18 protein-coding genes, 1 tRNA gene and 1 pseudogene are annotated in these 21,924 nt (G+C 65.8%); 4 read left to right on the top strand and 16 right to left on the bottom strand.

Features of this window, described 5'->3' with window-relative positions; all coding sequences use genetic code 11:
- Positions 1–145: 145 nt before the first annotated feature.
- The 6 genes from CXY80_RS18805 to CXY80_RS19615 all read right to left on the bottom strand — a co-directional run bounded on the left by CXY80_RS18805 (position 146) and on the right by CXY80_RS19615 (position 8,959).
- Entirely contained in the window at positions 146–1,150 is a 1,005-nt protein-coding gene (locus CXY80_RS18805; RefSeq protein WP_158251710.1) for a glycosyltransferase, read from the bottom strand.
- On the bottom strand, positions 1,147–2,196 hold the full coding sequence (locus CXY80_RS19245; RefSeq protein ID WP_134479225.1) for a polysaccharide pyruvyl transferase family protein: 1,050 nt from the start codon (positions 2,194–2,196) through the stop codon (positions 1,147–1,149). The genes CXY80_RS18805 and CXY80_RS19245 overlap by 4 nt, the downstream gene beginning before the upstream one ends.
- Positions 2,193–3,461, bottom strand: a complete 1,269-nt coding sequence (locus CXY80_RS18800) for a glycosyltransferase (protein ID WP_104133366.1) — start codon at positions 3,459–3,461, stop codon at positions 2,193–2,195. The genes CXY80_RS19245 and CXY80_RS18800 overlap by 4 nt, the downstream gene beginning before the upstream one ends.
- Positions 3,458–6,391: an oligosaccharide flippase family protein gene (locus tag CXY80_RS19620; protein ID WP_158251709.1), complete on the bottom strand. Its 2,934-nt coding sequence runs from the start codon at positions 6,389–6,391 to the stop codon at positions 3,458–3,460. The genes CXY80_RS18800 and CXY80_RS19620 overlap by 4 nt, the downstream gene beginning before the upstream one ends.
- 8 nt (positions 6,392–6,399) lie before the next feature.
- On the bottom strand, positions 6,400–7,398 hold the full coding sequence (locus tag CXY80_RS18790) for a glycosyl transferase (RefSeq protein WP_199182297.1): 999 nt from the start codon (positions 7,396–7,398) through the stop codon (positions 6,400–6,402).
- Between the two features lie 130 nt (positions 7,399–7,528).
- Positions 7,529–8,959, bottom strand: coding sequence for an O-antigen ligase (locus tag CXY80_RS19615; protein ID WP_146812647.1), 1,431 nt, complete (start codon positions 8,957–8,959; stop codon positions 7,529–7,531).
- A 235-nt stretch (positions 8,960–9,194) separates the two neighbouring features.
- Here CXY80_RS19615 and CXY80_RS20540 point away from each other — a divergent pair, with 235 nt between their 5' ends.
- On the top strand, positions 9,195–9,713 hold the full coding sequence (locus CXY80_RS20540) for a DapH/DapD/GlmU-related protein (RefSeq protein ID WP_277871249.1): 519 nt from the start codon (positions 9,195–9,197) through the stop codon (positions 9,711–9,713).
- 31 nt (positions 9,714–9,744) lie between these two features.
- Here the strand turns inward: CXY80_RS20540 and CXY80_RS18775 are convergent, their stop codons facing one another.
- From CXY80_RS18775 to CXY80_RS18760, 5 genes and pseudogenes are all read right to left on the bottom strand, one after another.
- Entirely contained in the window at positions 9,745–10,323 is a 579-nt protein-coding gene (locus tag CXY80_RS18775) for a YdcF family protein (RefSeq protein ID WP_104133364.1), read from the bottom strand.
- Positions 10,320–11,429, bottom strand: a complete 1,110-nt coding sequence (locus tag CXY80_RS18770) for an acyltransferase family protein (RefSeq protein ID WP_104133363.1) — start codon at positions 11,427–11,429, stop codon at positions 10,320–10,322. Before CXY80_RS18770 ends, CXY80_RS18775 begins: the two co-directional genes overlap by 4 nt.
- A gap of 14 nt (positions 11,430–11,443) precedes the next feature.
- Positions 11,444–12,190, bottom strand: a complete 747-nt coding sequence (locus tag CXY80_RS18765; protein WP_092449729.1) for a hypothetical protein — start codon at positions 12,188–12,190, stop codon at positions 11,444–11,446.
- A 57-nt stretch (positions 12,191–12,247) separates the two neighbouring features.
- Positions 12,248–12,322 (bottom strand): annotated as a pseudogene (locus tag CXY80_RS20880) (twin-arginine translocation signal domain-containing protein); the annotation flags it as partial.
- A gap of 51 nt (positions 12,323–12,373) precedes the next feature.
- Positions 12,374–12,862: a VanZ family protein gene (locus tag CXY80_RS18760; protein ID WP_104133362.1), complete on the bottom strand. Its 489-nt coding sequence runs from the start codon at positions 12,860–12,862 to the stop codon at positions 12,374–12,376.
- 268 nt (positions 12,863–13,130) lie between these two features.
- On the opposite strand from CXY80_RS18760, the gene CXY80_RS18755 reads away from it, so the two are divergent.
- Positions 13,131–13,514, top strand: coding sequence for a hypothetical protein (locus CXY80_RS18755; RefSeq protein WP_092449733.1), 384 nt, complete (start codon positions 13,131–13,133; stop codon positions 13,512–13,514).
- Here the strand turns inward: CXY80_RS18755 and CXY80_RS18750 are convergent.
- From CXY80_RS18750 to CXY80_RS18735, 4 genes are all read right to left on the bottom strand, one after another.
- On the bottom strand, positions 13,511–14,995 hold the full coding sequence (locus tag CXY80_RS18750; protein ID WP_233195461.1) for an MFS transporter: 1,485 nt from the start codon (positions 14,993–14,995) through the stop codon (positions 13,511–13,513). The two genes, CXY80_RS18755 and CXY80_RS18750, sit on opposite strands and share 4 nt — an antisense overlap.
- Positions 14,996–15,066: 71 nt before the next feature.
- A tRNA-Pro gene (locus tag CXY80_RS18745) sits at positions 15,067–15,140 on the bottom strand.
- A gap of 77 nt (positions 15,141–15,217) precedes the next feature.
- Positions 15,218–16,210: a metallophosphoesterase gene (locus CXY80_RS18740; RefSeq protein ID WP_092449735.1), complete on the bottom strand. Its 993-nt coding sequence runs from the start codon at positions 16,208–16,210 to the stop codon at positions 15,218–15,220.
- Positions 16,207–18,804, bottom strand: coding sequence for a transglycosylase domain-containing protein (locus CXY80_RS18735; protein WP_104133361.1), 2,598 nt, complete (start codon positions 18,802–18,804; stop codon positions 16,207–16,209). Before CXY80_RS18735 ends, CXY80_RS18740 begins: the two co-directional genes overlap by 4 nt.
- 50 nt (positions 18,805–18,854) lie before the next feature.
- Here CXY80_RS18735 and CXY80_RS19240 point away from each other — a divergent pair, with 50 nt between their 5' ends.
- Both CXY80_RS19240 and CXY80_RS18730 read left to right on the top strand, forming a co-directional pair.
- Complete coding sequence (locus tag CXY80_RS19240; RefSeq protein WP_134441105.1) at positions 18,855–19,022, top strand: DUF4177 domain-containing protein; 168 nt, start codon at positions 18,855–18,857, stop codon at positions 19,020–19,022.
- Between the two features lie 2 nt (positions 19,023–19,024).
- Complete coding sequence (locus CXY80_RS18730; RefSeq protein WP_092449738.1) at positions 19,025–19,495, top strand: RidA family protein; 471 nt, start codon at positions 19,025–19,027, stop codon at positions 19,493–19,495.
- 214 nt (positions 19,496–19,709) lie between these two features.
- On the opposite strand, the gene acs is transcribed toward CXY80_RS18730, so the two are convergent.
- Complete coding sequence (gene acs / locus CXY80_RS18725; RefSeq protein WP_092449740.1) at positions 19,710–21,683, bottom strand: acetate--CoA ligase; 1,974 nt, start codon at positions 21,681–21,683, stop codon at positions 19,710–19,712.
- Positions 21,684–21,924 lie beyond the last annotated feature (241 nt).

Below are 21,924 nucleotides of genomic sequence, written 5' to 3'. Positions count from 1 at the left end.
ATGACCGACAGCGTAGGGACTACTCGGATTGAACTATGGGTCCGAGCCTATCGATCATCAAAGTCGAATCCGTTTCACTTTCCTGTGAAAGTGCCACGAATGCCGCTGTCTCGCGTGACGAAATATCCCGGCGGGCGGAGGCAACTCAGGCGGCGCCCTGCTCGGCCGCGAGGCGCAGCACACGACGGTGCAGCCCAACGCTCACCTTGGCGGTGGCGGCCAGCGCGAGGCGCTTCCAATCGCGGCGGCCCGCGGCGAGCAGCACGAGCCGCCAGGTCAGCCGCGAGCGCAGTTCGGCGACGATCTCGTCGCGCTCCTCGGCGTCGTATGGACCGCTCAGGGCGTCTTTCAGCCCGGACAGCAGCACGTAGCGCAGTCGAAAGTAGCCGTACGAGTTGGAGCCGATGATGCGGGTGTCGAGGGTGATTGCGGCAGTGGTGACGGCCTGCTCGACCAACAGCAGCGATTCAGCCCGGCGCGACCCGGAGCGGATGATCGACCCGTCGCGCACGACATAGGAGTAGAGCGTGTCGCTGATCGCGGCGACCCGATCGGACGCGGCGATCAGCTGCGCGACCATGGCCAGATCGGAGTGCACCCGGGCCGGCGTGAACTCGATCTCGCTGGCGAGAGCACGTCGGAACAGCTTGTTCCAGAGATGCCCGGTGATGTCGCCGTCGAGCAGCAGCCCAAATGCCGCCGCACCGGTGATCGGCTGCGGCAGGGCGGGCGCGGCCAGGCCGCGCCGCTGGCCGGGATAGACGTACTCCGCGCCGCAGACCACCACGTCGGCGCCGGTCGACCGGGCCGCAGTCACGAGCTTGTCCAGCGCGGACTCGGCCCAATCATCGTCACAATCGACGAACCAGAGAAACTCACCCCGGCTTTCGGCGACCGCCCGGCTCCGGGCGAGCGCGACTCCACCATTGCGTTCCTGCTGAAAGAAATGAACGGATGCGTGCGCGCCGGCCACCCGCGCACCGATCGCGGCCGTCGCATCCGTTGAGCCGTCGTCGACCACGATGATCTCGATGTTGGACAGAGTCTGGTGGAGCAGCCGGTCGATGGCACCTTCCAGAAACTCGGCGGCGTTGTAGGCCGGAACGATGACGCTCACGACCGGCCACTCGGTCGCGTCGCCCTCGCTCACTCGGTCAGCTTCCGAATTGCGCGGGTCAACTCCGAAAGCGAAGCCCGGGCCTCGACCACGTGCCGCAGAATCGGTTCCCGACGGCTGATCACATCGCGGGCGCGACGCTCGAGCGCCGCGGCGTCTGGCAGGGTCCAGCCGATCGTGGCGCCCTTGATGCCGACCGCATCGAGCGTGCGCGCCGCCTTGGAGTGTCCGCCCTCGGCGATCACGAGCGGCAGGGCGCCCTCGGTCAGTCCGATCACCGCCGCGTGCAGCCGGTCGGTCACCACGAGCAGCGACCGCTGGTAGACCGCCCGCAGCTTCACTTCCTGCTCGGCATGGTCCGGTCCATCCCAAACCAGCGCGGTTCCGCCGAGCTTGACGGCGAGTTCCTCGGCCAGTGGTCCGTCGCGTTCGATCTGGGAGACCGCGACGATCTGCAGCCCGAAGGCGCCGGCGAGGCCGCGCATGGCCTGAATCCACGCGGAGTCCGGGCGCCGCCCGTTGTAGCGCACCGACACGGCGAGCAGTGGCCGGTCGGGCGTCGACGCGAGCAGGTCGACATCCGCTGCCCCGGTGGCAAAAGCCCAGTCGGGAGCGATGCGGCCGAGCCCCATCGCTGCCAGGCTATAGTCGTCGCGCCAGGCCACGAGGTCGCAGAGGCGCAGGGTCGCGGCCACCGGAATGCGCCACTTCGTGTTCTGCCGCACGCCGAACCCGGTGTGCACGGCGTGCCCGCCGCGCAGCCGATTGAGCGCGAGGTGCGGCGCAAGGCGCAGATAGCGCAGCGCGTAGGCGCGTTGCAGCTCCATTTCCCCGGCATTGAAGGCATAAACGGATGCTTCCCGCAGCGTCGACCGTGAAATCTCGCGTCGCCAGTCGGTGCTCGTGCGAAACAGCCGATCGGCGTCGTGCAGACCGAGTCCGCTCAGGTAGGAGTCAGCTCGGGATCCGACGAACACCTGCAGCTCGCCGGCCTCCCGCAGGGCGTCGAGGAAGGCCCGGCGCAGCACGGTGTCGCCGACATTGTCGATCTGGCCCATGGCCGAGGCAAAGATTCTCATGCGCGCTCCAGCGTCGAAATGAGCACTCGCTCCAGGTCGGCGCCGCTCGATTGCTCGGAGAAGCGGGCCAGCCACGGCCCGATGTGGTCGAGCGGGAGCTCGGCTGCGCGCAGAATGGCGTCTGCGAGGTCCGCGGGCCGCGCAGACAACGCGAGCTCGCCCGTGATACCGGGCACAATTGCATCCGCTACGCCGAGCGCCCCCGATACGGCCACCGAGGGATACCCGGCCGCGGCGGCCTCGACCAGTACATTGCCGAAGCCCTCCCGGCTCGAGGTGAGCAGGGCCACGGCGTTGTCGCCGAACTCGTCGAACCAGGTCTCGACCCAGCCGCGGTGGTGAAAGATCACGTCGGCCTGTCGGGCTGCGGCCTGCACATCGCCAAGCAGCGGACCACCGCCGAACGACACGACCTCGACAGCGACGCCCCGCCTGGCCAGTTCGGCCGCCGCCGCAATGGCCAGCAGCGGTCGCTTCTGTTCGACCAGCCGGCAGGCCAGCACGATCTGAATTCCGTTGGCCGTCCCGGGGCGCCGAGCCCCGGGCGCCACGATCGTAGCGGTGCCGGTCCGGTCGGCTCCGCTCTCGGTCACGGTTACGGCTCCGGCTCCGTCGCCGGCAACGCGGGCGTGCACACTCGTCCGGCCCGGCCCGCGCGGTGTTCCGCGCAGCTTCGCAGTGGCCGGGTTGGCGACGACGGTGATGCGGTCTCCGCGCACGCCGAACGCCGAAACCAGCTCAGCGGCGACCGGATGCGAGATGGCGATGACATGGTCAGCCCACCGATATATCCGCTTGGCGATGCCGATCTTGATCCGGTGGGCGAGATTCGATCCGGGCAGGCCGAGCGAGACCAGATTCCGTTCGCTCACGAGCACCCGGGGTCGCACGCGCGCCGGCAGCAGCCGGGCCGCGGTCAGCAGCACGAGGTTGGGATACACCTGCAGGGCCACGGCGACATCGGGCTGCCAGTCGATCAGGCTGCGCCGCAGGGCCGCGGTCTTGGCGACATGCCCGTGCTGTCCGGCGAGAGATCGCCCCTTGACCCCCTCGGGAAGGTATCCCGGCTCCACATCGCTGGCGGTGAGCACAACACGTACCTCGTAGCCCTGGTCGGCGAGCCAGCCCATCCAGGTGCGCGCGACGAATTCCGCGCCCCCGCCGTGCAGCGACGGAATGACAAAGAGGATGCGGCGCAGCAGTGGGTGCGTCGGCTTCGGGTTCATCGGGGGATGGGTGGTGTCGGGCGATGTGGGCTGGGTCATGCTCGGCCTTCTCTGTCGTCGCGTGGTCGCGAGAATGTGGGGCGGGATCGGGGCTGGTTAGATCGGGGTGGATCGGCTCGGGCGCCGCTCGCAAGCCCGGCAAAATTGAGGGCGGCGAGGCGCTGTACCTCGGGCAGCTGGGCGGCCAGGCGGGCGCGGTACTCGCCTCGCTGGGCGAGGACCGCGCGCACGATGGGAACCATACGCTCGGCCAGGCCGACGCCCGGTTCTACGCACAGGTCCTGCGTGCCGAACAGGCTCATCATGCCCGCGACCTTGCCCTGGGTGGACAGCGCGACGGCGGGAACCCGGTGATACAGCGCCTGTACGGCGAGGTGCATGCGACCGGTCAGCACGATTGACGCCCCAGCACAGAGTCCGCGCACCTCGGCCGGCGTGAGCAGCCGGTTCACCAGAACAACCCGATCTTCAGCGCCGGCCCCCTGGGCGAACCGGTCGAACACCGCGCGGCAGGCGGCGGCATCGTCGCCGCTGTGCCGCACGACATGCGGCAGCAGCACCACTAGCAGCCCGGCCTCGAGCAGGGTGGTGATGATCACGGCGTACTCCGAGATCTGGTCGAAGCTGCGCCCGACCAGCGCGCTCGCGTTCACCACGGCGTAGGGCGTCGGCGCGGTGCCGAGGTATTCCGTGGCGGCGGTGGGCGAGCTCGTGCGCACCGCGAACACGGCGTCGGCGACGTCGATCACGTTCTTGAATCGGTCGGCGCGAGCTCGCGCGGATGAGACCGGGTCGCGCAGCTGCAGCCGGGTTCCCAACCGACCGGCGCGGCCGAGTGAACGGCGTACCCCCAGATTGGCGTGGCCGTTCCAGCTGAAGCCGAGAATGCGCGCTTCAACCCCGACGCTGCGGGCCAGGCTCGCGACATCCGCTCGCCGTGACGAGGCACGCACGCTGTAGGCGCCGTCCATGATGTCGGCGCCGACCACGGTCAGTGACAGGGCCCCGCGCAGCACGGCCGCGAGCTGCACCATGGACTGTCGGTGGGCGCGGTCGTTGCCATAGATCAGGTGCGCGATCGGCTCGAGCCGTGCCCGGGCGGAATGTTCCGCCGGAATGCGCACATCATTGGGGCCCCGCACGAGTACCCGCACCGGCCCTGTGACGTTCTCGAGGTACGCCTCGATCATGGCCTGATCGCCAATGTTTCCCTCGCCGGGCGGCGCGACGAGTACGTGCCAGCGCTCGGTGCCCGCCGGGGCCGGCCCCAGTTGCCCGATCGCCCGGTGCAGTGCGGCCCGATCACGCAGATACGGCAGAGCGGATGCCGCGGCCAGGCCGTGCAAAGTCCGGTCCAGTTTGCGCACGATGCGCAGCCGGGTGCGCCCACCGCGGCGGGTGCTGCGCGCGGCGGCGGGGGGCGCCGGAGTGAGCTGATCGGTCGCCGTCGCGGACCCACCGGCAACAGCGGGTGAGACCTTCGCCGACCGCAGAAAGCTGCGGGCCTGCGCGATCGAGCGAACATCGCGCCGAAACCGGGGCCAGACCAGCATGACGATGCCAATCGCGACGAGCAGCGCAACACCGCCGAGCGCCACCCGGGCGAGGGGCAGTTCGATCGGAATCCACTGCACGGCAGCCCAGGATGCCCCGGTGGCGAAGCCGTAGCCGAGGATGGCGCGAACGCCGGCGAAAAACATGGCGCGCGCCGGGGCATCCGTTACCCGGCTGATCCACCACAGGCCGATCGGCCAGATCAGGGCGACGCCGAGTGAATATCCGGCGGCGACGCCGTAGACGCCCCAGAAGGAGCCGAGCAGTACGAACGCGACCAGTAGCGGCCGGGTGCAGAGGGCGAAGTACAGGTTCTGCTTGGTGACGCCCTTCGACAGAAACACCCAGTAGGTCGCGTAGGCCGCAGCCTCGAAGAACCCGGCGATGGCCAGAATCTGAAAGATTGGCGCGGAGCCGAGCCAATTGCTGCCGAGCGCGATGCTGATGATCGGCAGCGCCTGAGCGCAGGATAACGCGAGCACGATGGTGACGGCGTGCAGCATGATGGTTTGCCCGAGCAGAATGAACCGGTCGTATTTGGCCGGGTCGTCCTGCAGCCGCGCCAGTACCGGCAGCGCCACCCGGGTGGACGGGCCGTTGATCTGGTTGAGCGGCAGCAGCAGCAGCTGAAAAGCGCGGTTGTACAGGCCGAGCGGGCCCGCGCCGAGGGTTGCGCCGATCACGATGGTGTCGGTGTTGCGACTGGCGTAGCCGAGCAGCTGGGTGCCGGCCAGGTTGGAGCCGAACGCGATCAGGTGTCGCATCGGCGTCTTGCGGTGAAACCAGCCCGGAAACCAGTTGGTGATGGGAACGAGAATGATGATGGTGAGAATGCCCTGGCTGATCTGCTGCCCGGCGAGGGCCCAATAGCCGAAACCATTGAGCGCCATGACGATGCCAATGGCCAGCCCGCCGACCTGCGCGCCGATCTCTGAGCCGGCCAGTGCCTTGAAATGAAAGTTGCGGTTGAGATCGGCCCGAAACTGGGTGGCGAGGCCGTTCAGCAGAAACGTGCCGGCGAGTACCTGGGTGAGCAGCACGAGCCGGTCGTCGCCGTACAGTGTCGCGATCAAGGGGCTGAACAGCACAGCCAGCAGCATGAGGGCGAGCCCGATCAGGCTGTTGATCCAGAACAGATTGTCCTTCTGCTGCCGGCTGAGCTCGCGCACCTGAATCGCCGCCGACGACAGCCCGAAGTTGCGCAGCACCTCGCCGACACCGATGATGGCGGCGACCGAGGCGACGAGCCCGTAATCGCTCGGGTCGAGCAGCCGGCCCAGCACGACGATGCCGCCGAGCTGCACGCCGATGCGAATGAGCTGGCCGACCAGGGTCGTCGATGCGCCCCGGCCCGCTGTGTGCCCGAGTCCGGCGGTGGAACGGGGAAGCGGGGCTGAGGGGGTCGATGGTGGCATCGTCGCGGTCAACGGATGCTCCGGCGGGGCCGACCGGTCAACTGCAAGGCCCGCAGGTAGGTGCCATAACTCTGCAGACCCAGGGTTTTCCAGTCGCGCCCGTCAAGGTGGGGGCGCGGCCGGGAGCCGGCGGCGCGCATCCGCTCCAGGGTGTGGCGCAGGATCAACGGCGTGAGCTCGCCCTCGTACAGATAGATCCAGCCGGGGCCGACCTCCTCGGCCAGAGCCAGATTGGACGGTGTCGATGGCACGAGCACCGGCCGATCCAGGGAGAGGGTGACGAGCAGAACGCCCGAATTGTGCATTTCGCGGTAGGGCAACACAACCAGTTCAGCTTCGCCGACCTCCACCACGAGTTCCTCGTCGGAGACGAAACGCAGTACCGAGCTGATGCGTTCGTCCTCGGCCTGTTCGGCGGTTATGACCGCACCGAGGCCGCTGGACGGGCGGCCGACGATGCGCAGCGTCAGATCCGCGCCCGGCACCGCGCGAAACACCTGCAGCAGGGTTTCGACCCCCTTATAGGGTCGAATCAGTCCAAAATAGAGGATGCGCCCGGGCAAGGAGTCCGACATCGGCATGCCGGCGAAGCGGTCCCGATAGTGGCCGTGCAGAATGGTGACGGCCTTGGACTCCGGTTCGACCGGGGTGGTTGGATTCAGTCGAATAACGAGCGCCGTACGGGAATCGAGTGCCTCGAGGGCGCGGGTTTCCGCGTTCTGTCCGGCCTCGTGCGGGGTGAGGTTGTGCATGGTGCGCACGATCGGAATGCGCTGCAGCCGCGCGCGCAGCAGCAGTGCGTAGAGAGCGGCGCGACGAAGCTTCGCCTTGAGCGGCCGGGGAGCGCGAATGAGCAGCTCCGGCCAGTGCACGTGCAAGACGTCGTACCGGCCCAGTAGCGCGGTGCGCCAGGTGAAGAACCGCATGGTCACGGCGTCCGGAGCGCCCTCGACGACCTGGTTGACGTAGCGCGTGGTGCCATCGGGTGCACTCAGCGATTGCAACACGGTGATTCTTGTCGAGCCCGTGCCTGTCGAACCTATCGTCGTCACGCCCATACCCCTTACGGGCCGGCAGGGAATGCCGGCGGTAACTGATAATCTGTCGGTTTAGAGTAGCGTGCCAGCCGGCGGCACGTTAGATGCGCGCATACCCCCGTTTGGGGCGAGCGAGTGATCGTCGTGCCGGCGCCGTGACAAGCCCGGCGGCGGCATCCGTTTTGCCCGGATTCAGCGTGAGAATCAACAGACAACCAAGCAACAGGTGCATCGGGCGCAGTGCGTCGATCGCGTTGAATCCGGCGATACAGACGGTGTAGGCGACGAGAGCGGCCGCGGCGCCGACGGCACGTTGGGACAGCGCGTGCGCCACGGCCGAGCCGATCACGAGCAGAAACAGGAGCACTCCGGGCAGGCCGATGCTGATCAGTAGCTGCAGCAGCGAATTCTCGATCGTGACCTCGTTGAACAGGCGCCCGGTGATGCCGGAAGTGCCAGGCCCCGACCCGATCCAACCGGTCAGATTCGCGGCCTGCAGGGACACCCAGACGCCGAGGTCGCGGGCCTGCGACGACAGTTCGGCCTCGACCGAGTTGTTGCGGGCGGTAAAGGCATCGAACTGGAAGAGTGCGACGATGCCCGCAGCCACGAGCACCGCGAGCAGCGCGAATTTGCCCCAGTGTTTTTCGCCGCGCAGCACCAGCGACACGAAGTAGGCGAAACCGATGGCGATCGCCGCCGACAGGATGGCACCGCGCGAGACGGTGGCGACGAGGCCGAGGCCGCTCAGGATCGCGGTGACGAGGGCCGGTTTCGAGTCCTCGCGCAGCCAGACGCCGATCCCCAGGGCGCACGCGACGGCAAAAAATAGGCCGGCGAACAGCGGATGCCCAAACGATGCGGTCGCGCGATACACCGACCAGTGCTGGCTGTCGCTCAGGCCGAGCACCGTGTACAGCGTGCCCCAGATCGGATTGGCGCGCAGCGCCCCCTCGATCAGGGCGTACGCTCCGAGCCAGGCGCCGAGCAGAAGCCAGGCCCGCCGAATCCAGAAGGACTCCCGGCTCGCGGTGCCGATGAAAAGCGGAAGCAACGCGCCGGCGCTGAAACTGATAGTCCAGCCGAGGCTCGCCTGCAGGTCGGGGCTGCGCAGCAGCGTGAACAGTGACCAGACCAGAAAGAGCACCGCGAAGAAGCGGGTAGCCGACTTGAACGGGGCCGGTGCCGTCGTGAGCGGAACGTTCGCCGTGGTGGTGATCAGCCGGCGCAGCGCCCAGACGACGATGATCATGGTGGTCAGCGGTAAGGCACCGATCGGGCCGTCCTGGGGCAGCACGCGGGCCGGAATGAGCGCAAAGGTGACCAGTGCCACGGCCGGCAGAACGTGCACGGGCAGCAGGAACAGGGTCACCATGGCGACGAAGGCGAGCAGGGCCAGCAAAATCACGATAAAGCCGAGACTGGCCACGAAGCGCGGCAGCACCAGGCTCGCCACAATGACGAACAGGGCGGCGAGCGCGCTGATAATGATCGGCGTGCGGCGCACTCGCAACATGGTGAAATCGAACATCGGCCGCCTTCGGGTGGTAGCGCAGAGTGGTGGCGCAGAAACTGTTGATCGCGCAGGGAATGGACGGGATAGAGCCGCAGCGCTGTTGATGCGATTAGGCGCAACGATAACACGTGAATTTTCCTCAGCGCCAGTAAGACGGCCGGAAAACCGATACTTTAGGCGGGTTGGGCTGCACAGGCCGCAAAATTCCAGCTGCTCCAGCACCGCACAGCCGACGAAATGGAGTCTTACGGTGAAATTATCCCGACTGACCTACAAGATTCTGCGGCGTGCCCGCGGGAGGGTCTACGCGATTCGGGCGCTGGGTGTGCAGATCGGCAGTGGATGTCGCATCCTCTCTGATATCGCCACCACCGAGCCGTGGCTCATCTCGGTCGGTGACCGCGTGACGATCAGCTCCGGGGTAACCTTCATCACCCACGACGGATCGGGCTGGCTCTACCGCGATGAGCGTGGCCGCCGCTATCGCTTCGCGCCGATTCGGGTGGGCTCGGATGTCTTTATCGGCGCCGGCGTGACAGTGCTGCCCGGAGTGAGCATCGGCGACCGTTGCGTGGTGGGTGCTGGGTCGGTCGTGACGGCATCGGTGCCGGACGGCACCATCGTGGCCGGCGTTCCGGCCCGCCCGATCAAGGCCTGGCCCGAGTTTCACGCGGCGCTGCGCGGGTGGCCGGCCGAGTCCGACATGGTGGGCCAGAGCTACCGGGAGCGGGTCGATTCGATCGCCGAGGGGCTGATGGCCCGGCGTTGACGGCTTCAGCCGGCGCGTTGAGTCGGCGCGTTCAACAGGCCGGCGTCAGCCAGGCCTTGATGAATCCCGCGCTCTGGTACCCGAACTGGTACACCCATTTGGGCGGATCCATCGGCTGCGCGGCGCCGATCACCGCGAGTACCCCTGGGTAACAGCGGGAGATCTGCAGGCGGGCCCGACTCACGTGATAGCTCGAGGTGACCACGATCACGCGGTTCCAGCCCTGAGCGCTCGTGAAGGCGGCGATGGCTTCGGCCTCCCCGCGCGTGCTCGTGGGGTGCGGGTCGAAACACTCCACCTCGATCGCCGTGCCCGGCACGGCCGGGTCGCGCCCGCACAGGTTGGCCGGGCGGGTGTCCCCGCCGAAGGCATCCGAAATGAGCACATGATCGCTGTACCCGGCCCTGGCCAGATCGAGGGCCTTCTGCACGACGGCCGCACTCCCGAGCCCGCCGAGCACGACGATGGCGTCGGCGCTGCTCGGAGCGTCTTCACGCGGAAACATGACCGTTCGCGTGGTGACGGCTACCAGGCCAACGGTCAGCAGGACGAGCCCGGTGAGGAGTACGAGGGCGCGCTGGCGCCCGGCGCGGTGGTGCGGCGATCTCACTCGCTGCGCGGCAGCATCCGCTCTGCCGGGTCTGCTGTTTCTGCTGAAGGGGATGCCGCTGCTTCACCCGCCGCCGGTGCCCGTCCGGCAAACCAGATCGGTACCGCAAACGCGTAGCGCAGCACCGGCAGGTCGCGCACCAGTCGCCAGAGCAACAGCGACGCGGCGACCGCGAGGCCAGCGACCAGCGGGGGGAGTGCCGGGCCGAGGCGATCGAGCCAGGCCTGGACGCGGTAGAGCAGCAGCAGGCTCGTGATCAGCGACACCAGGAGTACATGCACGACGTAGATCGGCAGAGTATTGCGGCCGACATAGGCGAGCCAGGCCATGGCGCGAAAGCCGACCAGGAATCGGGCGACGAGCAGGCCAGCGCCGAGGGCGAACAGGCTCACCACGACGAGCGTTCCGGTGATGAACGGCAGGCGTGAATCCACGGTGAGAATGAGCCCGGCCAACACCAGAAAGGCAGCGGCGAAGCCGAGGCCGAGACTGAGCGCGCCGAGGCGGCTGGGGCGGTTGACGAAGGCGAGGATCCACTCGCGCAGGTGACAGCCGAGCAGAAAGAACACGAAGTAGCGGCCGATGCCGTTCCAGGCGATGTTGCCGGTGTCCGCGCGGGCGAAGAACAGCACCGACAGCACGACGGCGCCGCCGAGCTGCACCCGCCAGTCGATGCGGTTGCGCATGAGTTTGGCGGCCATGAAAAACAGGGCGAGGGCGTAGAGAAACCACAGGCCGTTGCTCGGGCGCACCGGCGCGAGCAGCAGATCGAACGGGTTGGTCTCGTCGAAGCCGGCCGGGTTGGTCAGGAGCGAGAAATAGCCGAAACGAATGAGGGTCCACAGGAGAAGGGCCCAGACCAGCAGGCTCAGCCGGGTTCGCCACAGCGTTGGCCAGCTGCGTTTGATGATCGAGGCGGCAAACAGGCCGGAGGCGAGAAAAAACAACGGCATGCGAAACACGATGAAGACCAGGTTGATCTTGTTCCAAAACTCCGGCGCGAGGCCGGAGAGTACCGTCCACTGCACCGCGTGCGCGAGGGCCACAAGCAGAATCGCGATGCCCTTGGCCCCGTCAACCCAGTCGACCCGCGTGCGTTCCGCCACGAACTACCTCCCTGCTAGATCGACCACTGCGCGAATGTTTTGATCATGTCGGTGTGGGCGAACCCGGGGGTGTCGTGCGCGAGCGTGTGGTACATCACCTCGGCGGCAGTGGCGACGGGCGCGATTTTATTGATTAGGGCGAGGCCGTTCCTGCTCGGAATGACGACATTGTCGGGGTGAGCGTCGTCGGAGACCAGCACCTTGACCCGGCTGTTTGTCCACGGGGTGGCGCTGATCCGGGCCGGGTTGGTGCCCTTGATCAGGGTGAGGTCGTTGTTGTACGCATCGCCGACGTGGGCCTGGTTCTTGGTGTCGTAGGCGTACAGCCATTCGTTGTCGTAGAGTCCGTTGACCATGTACAGGCCGCGAATGTACGGAATGAGCTTCTTGCCGTAGGTGTAGCAGGCCAGGGATCCGCCAAACGAGGTCGCGCGTAAGAAGTTGCGGCGCACGGTGTACAGCGCGTTCAGGTAGGTCCACGCATTCTTCTGCGCGTTGGTGGCGACGGAGTTGGTGTACTGGGTACCGCCGGCATTGATGCAGATGGCGATGGCGTTCTGGTCGACCACGAGTTCGCCGGGGTACTTGAAGCCGCCGTTCAGCGCGTTGTGCGAACTCGAGGCTGCGTGGTAGAACCAGACGGCTCCGATCGAGGCCGTCGAATTGCGCGACACGGTCTGGGGAATGAACAGGCGGGCGCGGTCGCCGCCGATGTCCACTTCAATATTGTCGTAGAGCTTTTTTCCCTTTTGGGTGAGCACATTGGAGAGGCGGGATACCTCCCCTGGCAGTATCGGGGCGGTCGCGGCTAAGGCTCCGGGTGCGCCCAGCGCACTGAAACCCAGCGTTGCAGCGCCAGCGGACGATAATGTGAGAAACTCTCGACGATCCATTCTGCCGAAGCTAGCAGAGAGACTCTCTGAGGTCCACCTCAAATTTCGGGATCAAGTTGTTTGTGCCACCGCGGCCGGCGGATGGGCCGGGCCGAGAGCCACCCGCAGCACGACGGCAGCGATCAGGGTTCCAAGCAGGGCGCCGAGACTGTTGGCGATCAGGTCGTTGACGGTGGCAAATCGTTCCGGCAGAAAGACGAGCTGGCCGAGCTCGATAGTGCAGCTGATCAGCGTGCCGATCAGCGTGCCGATAAGTGTTCCGATCCAGTAGCGCCTGGTACCGGCGAGCAGCACGACGAGCAGGCCGACCGGAACGAACAAAGCGATATTGGCGCTGAATTCAATGCTCTGGTAGTTGAGCCAGGCCGGTACCCCGTGCGCGCGAAGCCACAGCACGACCGATGAAATCGACCCGTGCAAGCCGCGGTCCACCGGGGTCGGCCAGAACGCGATCAAGGCCAGTGCAGCGAGGTAGGCGAGTGCCAGCCATCCCGCGGCGCGGCGCAACATGGTGTGCCGACGTCGTCGGTTTGCGGTCATGACACCTCCAAGTTGCCGGCCCGTTTGAGCCGGCACGCCGACTAGTCACTATGCCCTACATTTCAGGCCGTGAACGCCCGGTCTAGTCCGGCTGGGGCCTGTGGAAGTCGGCGAAGTGGATGTTGAATGGCACCCCACCGCGCACCTCCCGTTGCGCTGCTGCCCCGTTCCGCAAGCCGACCCTCCCGAAGAGGACTGTTGTGGTTAAAGCCAGGCGTGTTCCGCTGCACCGACTGGTGCTCATCACGCTCGCCGTGAGCCTCACCGGGTGCGCGACAATACCCGACCTTCTCGCCGGCGGCTCGCCGCGAGCCCTGGCAGTGTCGTCGCCAACCGCACGGATGCCGACGCCGGCTGGCAGAACGAGATCGACGCCTGCCAGGGTGCCGTCGACATCAGCGCGCACTACGGCGTGCCGGTGATTGCCGAGCACTGGTCGTGTGGAGGGTCACAGTTTCCGAGGGAGGGCAGCACGATCACCCTGACCGGGGCGGCCAGCGGCGCCTTTCGCGTCGGGCCGGTCACCGCCGTGCTGAATGTCGCTACCGACACCGCCGACAACGTGCCGCGCGGGTTCGACCTGCTTTATCAGACCTGTCGGAACGGTTCGAGTGCCACCATGACGTTCACCGCACTCACCCGCATCGGCTAGCTGGCCGGAGCACCAGCGGCCAGGCGTTTCGGCAGCGCGAAGACGAGCACGAGCGCGAGAATGGCGAACCCGGCACTGACCGCCATCGCCATGGTGGCGCTGTGCGTGAAGGCGCTGGCCACGGCATCCGCTCCCGGGCCGGTCACGGTGAGGGTGCCGAAGAACACGCTGCCGATGACGGCGATACCGACCGCGCTTCCGACGCGCTGCATGACGCCGACCACACCGCTCGCGCCGCCGGCTTCGGAACGGTCGACGGTTGCGACGATGAAGGACACATTCGGGGCGATGAAGAATCCGCTGCCGAGGCCCGCGATGAACAGGGGCGGCAGCAGGTGCCAGTTGGTCAGCTCGCCCGGTGTCACCACGAGCATGACCAGCCAGATCCAGATCAGGCCGATCGTGACGAAGGCGACGCCCACCACGAGCACGGTACGCCCGAGACGCTTGGCCAGGCGGTCACTCTGCGACGCCCCCAGAATGGTTCCGATCGCGAACGGAATGGAGACGAGCCCTGACTCGAGCGCGCTGTGCCCGAGGCCGGCCTGCCACAGAATCGAGATGGTGAAGAAGATGCTCGTGAAAGCTGCGAAATAAACGAGCGCGAGAATGACACCGCCGGTGAATGCCGGGTGGGAGAACAGGTGCGGCGGCACGAGCGGGCTGCCGTTTCGCTTGGCGACGACGACTTCCCAGACGCCGAACGCGACGACGAGCAGCACCCCGACCGCGAGGGTGCCAAAGGTCCAGAGCGGCCAACCCTGATCTTCGCCCTCGATCAACGGCACCAGCAGGGCAACGAGGCCCGCCGAGACGAGCACAAGGCCGAGCCAATCGATACCGGCCCGCAACGTCGGCGCGGCCTTGGGCAGCGCTGCACCGCCGGGCAGCAAAAACACGGTGGCTCCGAGCGCGAGAATACCGATCGGCAGATTCACCCAGAAGACCAGGCGCCAACCGTTCTCTACGCCGAAGGCCTCGATGATGATACCGCCGACGATCGGGCCGAGCGCGGTGGAGACGCCAATGACCGATCCCATGATGGCGTAGGCCTTGCCGCGCGCGCTGGCCGGGAACATCAGCTGGATGACGGCGGTCACGGCCGGCACGAACATACCGCCGGCCAGTCCCTGAATCACGCGGGCGATGATCAGCTGCAGGTCATTCTGGGCGAGGCCGCAGGCGAGGCTCGCGACCGTGAACAGCGCGAGTCCGCTGAAGAACACCCATTTGTGGCCGTAACGGTCGCCGACGCGACCGGCCGGGATGAGCGCGAGGCCGAAGGCGAGGGCGTAGCCGGAGATTATCCACGACAGCGTCGCTTCCGACGCATCGAGGCTCGTGCGAATGCTCGGCAGCGCCACGTTCACTATGGTCGTGTCGAGCAGCGCCATGAACATGCCCGCCAGCAGCACGATCAGGGATTGCCAGGCCCGGCGGGAAACGATCGGAGCTGTGGGGGGAGCGGGCGTAGACGTCACAGAAGACCCTACAACAGAACCCCCACTCGCCTGGAGTGGGGGTTCTGTTGCGTCGTTGTGCTTTACTACTGTCGGGGTAACAGGATTTGAACCTGCGACCTCGTCGTCCCGAACGACGCGCGCTACCAAGCTGCGCCATACCCCGATGGCCCTTGGGCCTAGATCAGTATAGGCGCTCCGAGGCCGTCCTGACGAATTGAGCGAGCAGGTGGGCGGTAGGCCTTATCCAGCGCAAAGGGTCAGCAGGGTTGCCTCGGGCGGGCAAGCGAATCGAACTGGAGCGTAGATCGAGGTGCCGAGGCCGGCCGAGACATTCAGAAAGGCGGTGCGCAGTCCGTGGTTCCAGGTGCTCAGGCCCTTCACCTGGCGGCGGGGAATGTCACAGTTGGTTACCAGCGCGCCGAAACCGGGCACGCAGACCTGCCCGCCGTGGGTGTGCCCGGCCAGAATCAGCTGGGCGCCGTGATTCACGAACGAGTTCAACACCCGCTGGTACGGCGCGTGGGCGACGCCGATGGTCAGCGTGGAGCGCGGAGCCGCGGCTTCCTCCGGATCGGGCCAGACGTCGTCACCGAGGGGATCGTTGGCCCGCAGGTCATCGATCGCACGGGTGATCAGGTCGAGCCGGTCGCGCCCGATGTGCGGGTCGTCGACGCCGAAGAACTCTACGTGCGTGCCGTTCAGGTCGAGCGATTCGGCGGCATTGTTGATGTCGGTCCAGCCGAGATCGGCAAACACTCGGCGTAGGGCATCGGTGTCGAGTTCCTCGCGCCGCACGGTGCGGCGGCTGGAGGGGCCGCCGAAATAGGTGAACGGGTTTTTCAGCTGTGGCCCGACATAGTCGTTGGAACCGTTGACGAACACGCCGGGGATGCCTCGGAACGGTGCCAGGGCATATTCGATGCCGGTGACACCGTTTTCATGCCCGAGGTTGTCGCCGGTGTCGACGACAAGATCAGGCTTTAGTGTGGCGAGGCTGCGCACCCACTCCTGCTTGTTTTTCTGCCACGGGGCCATGTGCAGGTCGGAGAGATGCAGCACCCGAATGGGCGCTGACCCCGGTGCGAGCACCGGAACGCTCACCTCACGCAGCGTGAACCGGGTGCGCTCGACCAATGCCCCCCAGGCGAAGGCGGCGAGGCCGACCGCGCCAGCAGCGACGAGGGAAGTGCCGACGAGACGGCCACCACCGCCGAGGCCACGAGCCGCGGTCATTCGTTCTTCTTGTCGGTGCTGGCGTCCGCATTAGGGGCCGTGTATTTTCCGATGACAATCGTCACGGCGTCGCCGGGGCGACTGGCCGTTCCTTCGCCGGGCTGCACGGCGACAACCTTGCCGTCCTGGGCCTTGTCCGTCGTGGCCTGTTCGAGCTTGGCCACCGTGAAACCGTAGGGAGCGGCGGTGAGCGTGCTGCGAGCATCCGCTTCACTCTTGCCGATGACGGACGGAATGGTGACGCCGGTGCCATCACTCGAGTAAGCCGTGATGCTGGAACCTCGACTCGAGGAGGACCCGCCGGCCGGGTCGGTGTTGGCCACGGTGCCGGCCGGCATCTCGGAGCTGGTCACGCCGCCGTCGACGAACAGGAAGCCGGAGGCTTCGATGGCGGATTTGGCGTCGGACATCGACTTGCCGCGCACGTCGGGTACCGGAACAGACACCGCGTTGATCACGCTGGACGAGGCCTCCGGAAAGGCATCTCCGCCGTACCTGGCGTTGGCGACACTCATGACTTCGGGCCATACGTAGTGGCGGATATATTGCGCACTGAGGCCGTTGAGCGTGGTAAAGCGCTGATTCTTGTAATCGCCGCTCACGTTGACCACCCCGACGACGGTGGCAACCTTACTGCTGGCACCGCTCATCCAGGTGTCCTTGGCGGAGTCGGTGGTTCCGGTCTTACCGATGATCGGAACCCGGGGTGACGTGCGCGATCCAGAGGCGGCCGCTGTTCCTCCGCCGATTGTCGTGGTCGCCATGGCGTATTGCATTCCAGCAGCGACCGCGGGTTCAACGGACTGCGTGCACTTCGTCTGGGGGATCGGCAGCTCGGTACCGTCGGAGCTGACCATCTTGGAGATGACGATCGGGGTGCAGGTCATGCCGTTGTTGGCAATGCCAGCGAACGCGACAGCCATCGTGAGCGGGGCGACGTAGTTCGTGCCGATCACCGAAGACGCGTTCTGACCGAGAAGGCCGCCGTCGGCTGCGTGCACGTCGAAAGCCTCAGCCGTGTTCTTGATGCCGCACAGGTCCAGCTCCTTGGCCATACCGATGAAGCCGGTGTTGATCGACCGGGTGGTCGAGTGCAGCGCCGATTCATTCGGGCCACCCTCGCCACCGTCATTGCGCGGGCTGAACTTCGTGCCGTAACTCTGCGGGCCGAGGCAGCTGTCCTGGAACGTGCCCCAGTCCGACTTGACTCGTGAGTCAACCCGTTCGGTGAGGGCGTGCCCCTCCTTCAGCCACTCGGCCAGCGTGAAGACCTTGTAGGTTGAACCGGGCTGAAAGCCTCCGGAACCGCCCGTGGCGTAGTCCGTGTTGTAGTTGATGCTGGTGAAGTTGCTGCCGGCAGGCTGCTCAGCCTGGCTGTAGTCCTTGTTTTGCGCCATGGCGAGCACCTCACCGGTACCAACCCCAACACTGGACACGACCCCACCAAGATCCCAACCGGGATATGACTTGGGGACGTACTTATTCAGGGACGTCTCAGCGGCAAACTGCAGTTCGAGGTCGAGTGTGGTGTACACGTCGAATCCGCCGCGCTTGAAGTTCTCGAGGCGCGTTTCAGCATCCGCTCCGAAGGTGGGATCGGACTTCAGAATCTTGGTGACGTAATCACAGAAGTAGGCGCTGCCTCCGGCCGTCTGGCATCCGGTGCTCGGAACGGTGATGACAGGCTCGACCGGTGCTGCCACAGCGGCGTCGTAGTCGGCCTGGGCGATCTTGTCGTATTTGAGCATCTCGTTGAGAATGTAGTCGCGACGAAACTTATTGTCGGCGTAGCCGTTTGCCGCCCCGTTGGTTTCGCTGTCGGGGCGGTCGAGCTGAAACTTGACCGGGTTGTTCACGATCGCCACCAGACTGGCCGCCTGCGGAAGGGTGAGCAGGGCCGCGGTGGTGTTGAAATAGTAGTTGGCAGCGGCTTCGATGCCGTAGACCGATCCGCCATACCCGGCAATGTTGAGATAGCCGCGAAGAATGTCTTCTTTTTCGTACTTCTTCTCGATGCCGATGGCCAAACGCATTTCGCGCAGCTTGCGGTCAGCGGTCGGCTTGGTGGCATCGGAATAGCAGGCGTCGGCCTCGTCGGCGTCGGTCATCACCTCGCACTTTTGAATGAGCACGTTCTTCACGTACTGCTGCGTGATCGAGGAACCACCGCGAGTGTCACCGCCGGCCAGGGTCTGCACGGCACCGTTGAAGCTGGACTGAATGTCGACGCCGCCGTGCTCCATGAAGCGCGGGTCTTCACCGGCGATGGCGGCATCCTTGGCGAACTGGCTGATCGCGTCGGAGGCCACATCGACTCGGTTCTGCTCGTAGAACGAGGCGAGGAGTACGCGGGTGCCCACCGGGTCCGCGGCGTCGGTCGACGCGTAGATGTTGCTCTTCTGGGAGAGCCGATCTATGGAGAGGTACTCGGGCAGGCTGTCGAACACGTTGATCGTGTTCGTGGCGGCCATGCCGGACAGGGCAACGGCTGGGGCGACGGCGGCGGTCACGAGAATGCCGGCGACGGCACTCATCCCGACGAGACCCAGGAGACCCCCCAGAGCCCCGCTCACGGTTCGATTTTTGGCAGACATAGACTTGAGCGTAAACGACAAATCTGAAAGCCCGCCTCAATAGGAGTCACATGCCCGCCTGGGAGTACCTCACAACGCCGTTGATGATCCACAACACGGCCGCCATTCTGAACAACTGGGGCTCTGACGGGTGGGAACTCGTGCAGGTCGTACCCGGTCCAGAAGGTGGCCTCGTTGCCTACCTGAAACGCCCCCTCGCCGCCAAGGAAGGGGCATAGTCGTGTCGAAGATCGAAGCACGCCTGGCCGAACTGGGCCTTGAACTGCCCAGCGTCGTGCCGCCGGTCGCCGCCTACGTACCCGCCGTGATCAGCAACGGTTTCGTCTACACCGCCGGCCAGCTGCCGATGGTTTCTGGCGCGCTGCCCGCTGCCGGCAAGGTCGGCGACGGCCACGGCCTGATCCCAGCGGCTGATGCTCAGGAGTATGCCCGCACCTGCGCACTCAACGGCCTCGCCGCCATCAAGAGCGTGATCGGTTCACTTGACCGCATCACCCAGGTGGTCAAGGTCACCGGCTTCGTCGCCTCCGATCCCGCATTCACCGGCCAACCGGCCGTGGTCAACGGTGCCTCGAACGTTCTGGTCGAGATCTTCGGCGACATCGGGCGTCACGCCCGCTCCGCCGTGGGTGTTGCGGTGCTGCCGCTCGATGCTCCGGTCGAGATCGAGTTCGTCGTCGCCTTCGCATAAGTCCGTGTCCGGCGCGCCGGGCATCCGCTTTCGAAACGGATGCCCGTCCCGCGGTGGCGAATTCAGGAAAAATGCGACGGCGGCGTCCAGCGCGGCCCGCAATCGCGGGGTACTGGCACACGGCTGACCCGGTTTTCCTGAATTAGCCACCGCAAAGAACTGAGGCCGCTCCCTGGTGGGGCGGCCTCAGTGGTTAAACGCGAGTTTGGCGCGGCTACTTCTTCATCTGCGAGGTTATGGTGTTCATCACCATCGTGTCGGCGAGGGTCGTGACATCACCGACGTCGCGCCCCTCGGCCGCGTCGCGCAGCAGACGGCGCATGATTTTGCCGGAGCGGGTTTTCGGCAACTCGTCGACGATGTAGATGTCGCGCGGGCGGGCGATCGCACCGATTTGCTGGGCGACGTGCTTGCGCAGAATGCCCACGATGTCTTCGTGCGAGGCGATTTCGGCCTGACTGAACTTGATCACCACGAACGCGACGACGGCCTGACCGGTCGTTTCGTCGGCGGCGCCGACCACGGCCGCTTCAGCGGTGAGCGAGTGCGCCACGAGCGAGGACTCGATCTCGGCGGTCGACAGGCGGTGCCCCGAGACGTTCATCACGTCGTCGACGCGCCCGAGCAGCCAGATGTCACCGTCGTGGTCGAGGCGGGCACCATCGCCGGCAAAGTACAGCGGGCCGTCCTTCGCGCCGGTGGTTCCCTCGAACTTGTCCCAGTAGGTCTCCTTGAAACGCTCCGGGTCGCCCCAGATGCCGCGGAGCATGGCGGGCCAGGGCTGGGTGACCACGAGGAGTCCGCCGTTGCCGTGGCCAACGTGCAGGCCGTCATCGTCGAGCACGTCGATGGTGATGCCCGGAACCGGAACCTGGGCCGCGCCCGGCTTCGTCTCGGTGAGACCAGCGAGGGCCGAGACCATGATCGATCCGGTCTCGGTCTGCCACCAGGTGTCAACGATGGGCGTGATGTTGCTGCCGATGACCTCGCGGTACCACATCCAGGCTTCGGGGTTGATTGGCTCACCGACCGAGCCGAGCACACGCAGGCTCGACAGGTCGAACTTCTGCGGAATCTGGCGGCCGAGCTTCATGAAGGTACGGATGGCCGTGGGCGCTGTATACAGAATCGAGACCTTGTACTTCTCGATAATTTCCCACCAGCGACCGGTGTGCGGAGAATCGGGGGTGCCTTCGTACAGCACCTGGGTGGCGCCGTTGGCGAGGGGGCCGTAGACGACGTAGCTGTGTCCGGTGATCCAGCCGACGTCGGCGGTGCACCAGTAAACATCCGTTTCGGGCTTGAGATCGAACACATTCTGGTGGGTGAACGCGTTCTGCGTGAGGTAGCCGCCGCTGGTGTGCAGGATGCCCTTGGGGGCGCCGGTCGTACCCGATGTATACAGAATGAACAGCGGGTTCTCGGCCGGGAAGGCCTCAGCCTCATGCTCGGGAGAGGCGGTCTCCATGGCATCGGACCACCAGATGTCGCGGTCGTTCCACTGCACGTCCTGGCCGGTGCGCTTGACCACGAGAACGTTCTTCACCGAGGAGTCGTTGGTCTGGAGGGCAGCGTCGACGGCCGGCTTCAGGGCGCTGATCTTGCCCTTGCGGTAGCCGCCGTCGGCCGTGATGACGAGCACGGCGTTGGCATCGTCGATGCGCGAGCGCAGGCTTTCGGCACTGAAACCACCGAAGATGACCGAGTGCACGGCGCCGATGCGGGCCACGGCAAGCATCGAAATCACCGCCTCCGGAATCATCGGGAGGTAGATGGCCACGCGTTCGCCGGCCTTGACGCCGAGGCCGAGCAGCACGTTGGCGGCTTTTTTGACCTCGATGGTGAGCTCGGCGTAGGTGTAGCTACGGGAATCGCCGGGCTCGCCCTCGAAGTAGAGGGCGACGCGGTCGCCGTTACCGGCGAGAACGTGACGGTCCAGGCAGTTGTACGCGACGTTGAGTTCACCGTCTTCAAACCACTTGGCAAACGGCGGGTTGGACCAGTCGAGGGACTTGGTGAACGGCTTGTGCCAGTGCAGCAGATTGCGTGCCTGATCGGCCCAAAATGCGGCCGGGTCCTTCTGTGCTTCGGTGTACAGTTCCGATGTAGCTGCGGTCTCCGCTGCAAATTCCGGAGTGGGTGGGAATCGGCGCGATTCGTGGAGGAGGGTATCGATGTTGACCGTCATATTTGTAATTCGCTCCTTTGCGGTACGTGCATGCAGGACATTGCCAGCTCAACTGAACCCTACCGGTTCCGGGCCGATCTCTGTATACAGAGGGACTTTTTGAGCAACAGGAACCCAGAAAATAGATTCGAAATGGCAATTCTGTACGCCCCCAAGCGAGTGTCCTCCCTTTGGAGGACATTGGACTTGCAATTTGTCTCGGGCCGCGTAAACTGAACCACGTCTGGACGAAAGTTCTGAC

Source organism: Cryobacterium sp. M91 (genome assembly GCF_002929615.1).
GTDB lineage: Bacteria > Actinomycetota > Actinomycetes > Actinomycetales > Microbacteriaceae > Cryobacterium > Cryobacterium levicorallinum.
The sequence above is the reverse complement of the archived record's forward strand: the minus strand, read 5'-3'. Positions and strand labels throughout refer to the sequence as shown.

Excerpts from the sequence above, each read along its gene's own strand:
- CXY80_RS18735 (WP_104133361.1), bottom strand. The coding sequence starts at position 18,804 with ATGTCTGCCAAAAATCGAACCGTGAGCGGGGCTCTGGGGGGTCTCCTG.
- CXY80_RS18740 (WP_092449735.1), bottom strand. The coding sequence starts at position 16,210 with ATGACCGCGGCTCGTGGCCTCGGCGGTGGTGGCCGTCTCGTCGGCACT.
- CXY80_RS19620 (WP_158251709.1), bottom strand. The coding sequence starts at position 6,391 with ATGCCACCATCGACCCCCTCAGCCCCGCTTCCCCGTTCCACCGCCGGA.
- CXY80_RS18760 (WP_104133362.1), bottom strand. The coding sequence starts at position 12,862 with ATGACCGCAAACCGACGACGTCGGCACACCATGTTGCGCCGCGCCGCG.
- CXY80_RS19240 (WP_134441105.1), top strand. The coding sequence starts at position 18,855 with ATGCCCGCCTGGGAGTACCTCACAACGCCGTTGATGATCCACAACACG.
- CXY80_RS19245 (WP_134479225.1), bottom strand. The coding sequence starts at position 2,196 with ATGAGAATCTTTGCCTCGGCCATGGGCCAGATCGACAATGTCGGCGAC.
- CXY80_RS19615 (WP_146812647.1), bottom strand. The coding sequence starts at position 8,959 with ATGTTCGATTTCACCATGTTGCGAGTGCGCCGCACGCCGATCATTATC.
- acs (WP_092449740.1), bottom strand. The coding sequence starts at position 21,683 with ATGACGGTCAACATCGATACCCTCCTCCACGAATCGCGCCGATTCCCA.
- CXY80_RS18800 (WP_104133366.1), bottom strand. The coding sequence starts at position 3,461 with ATGACCCAGCCCACATCGCCCGACACCACCCATCCCCCGATGAACCCG.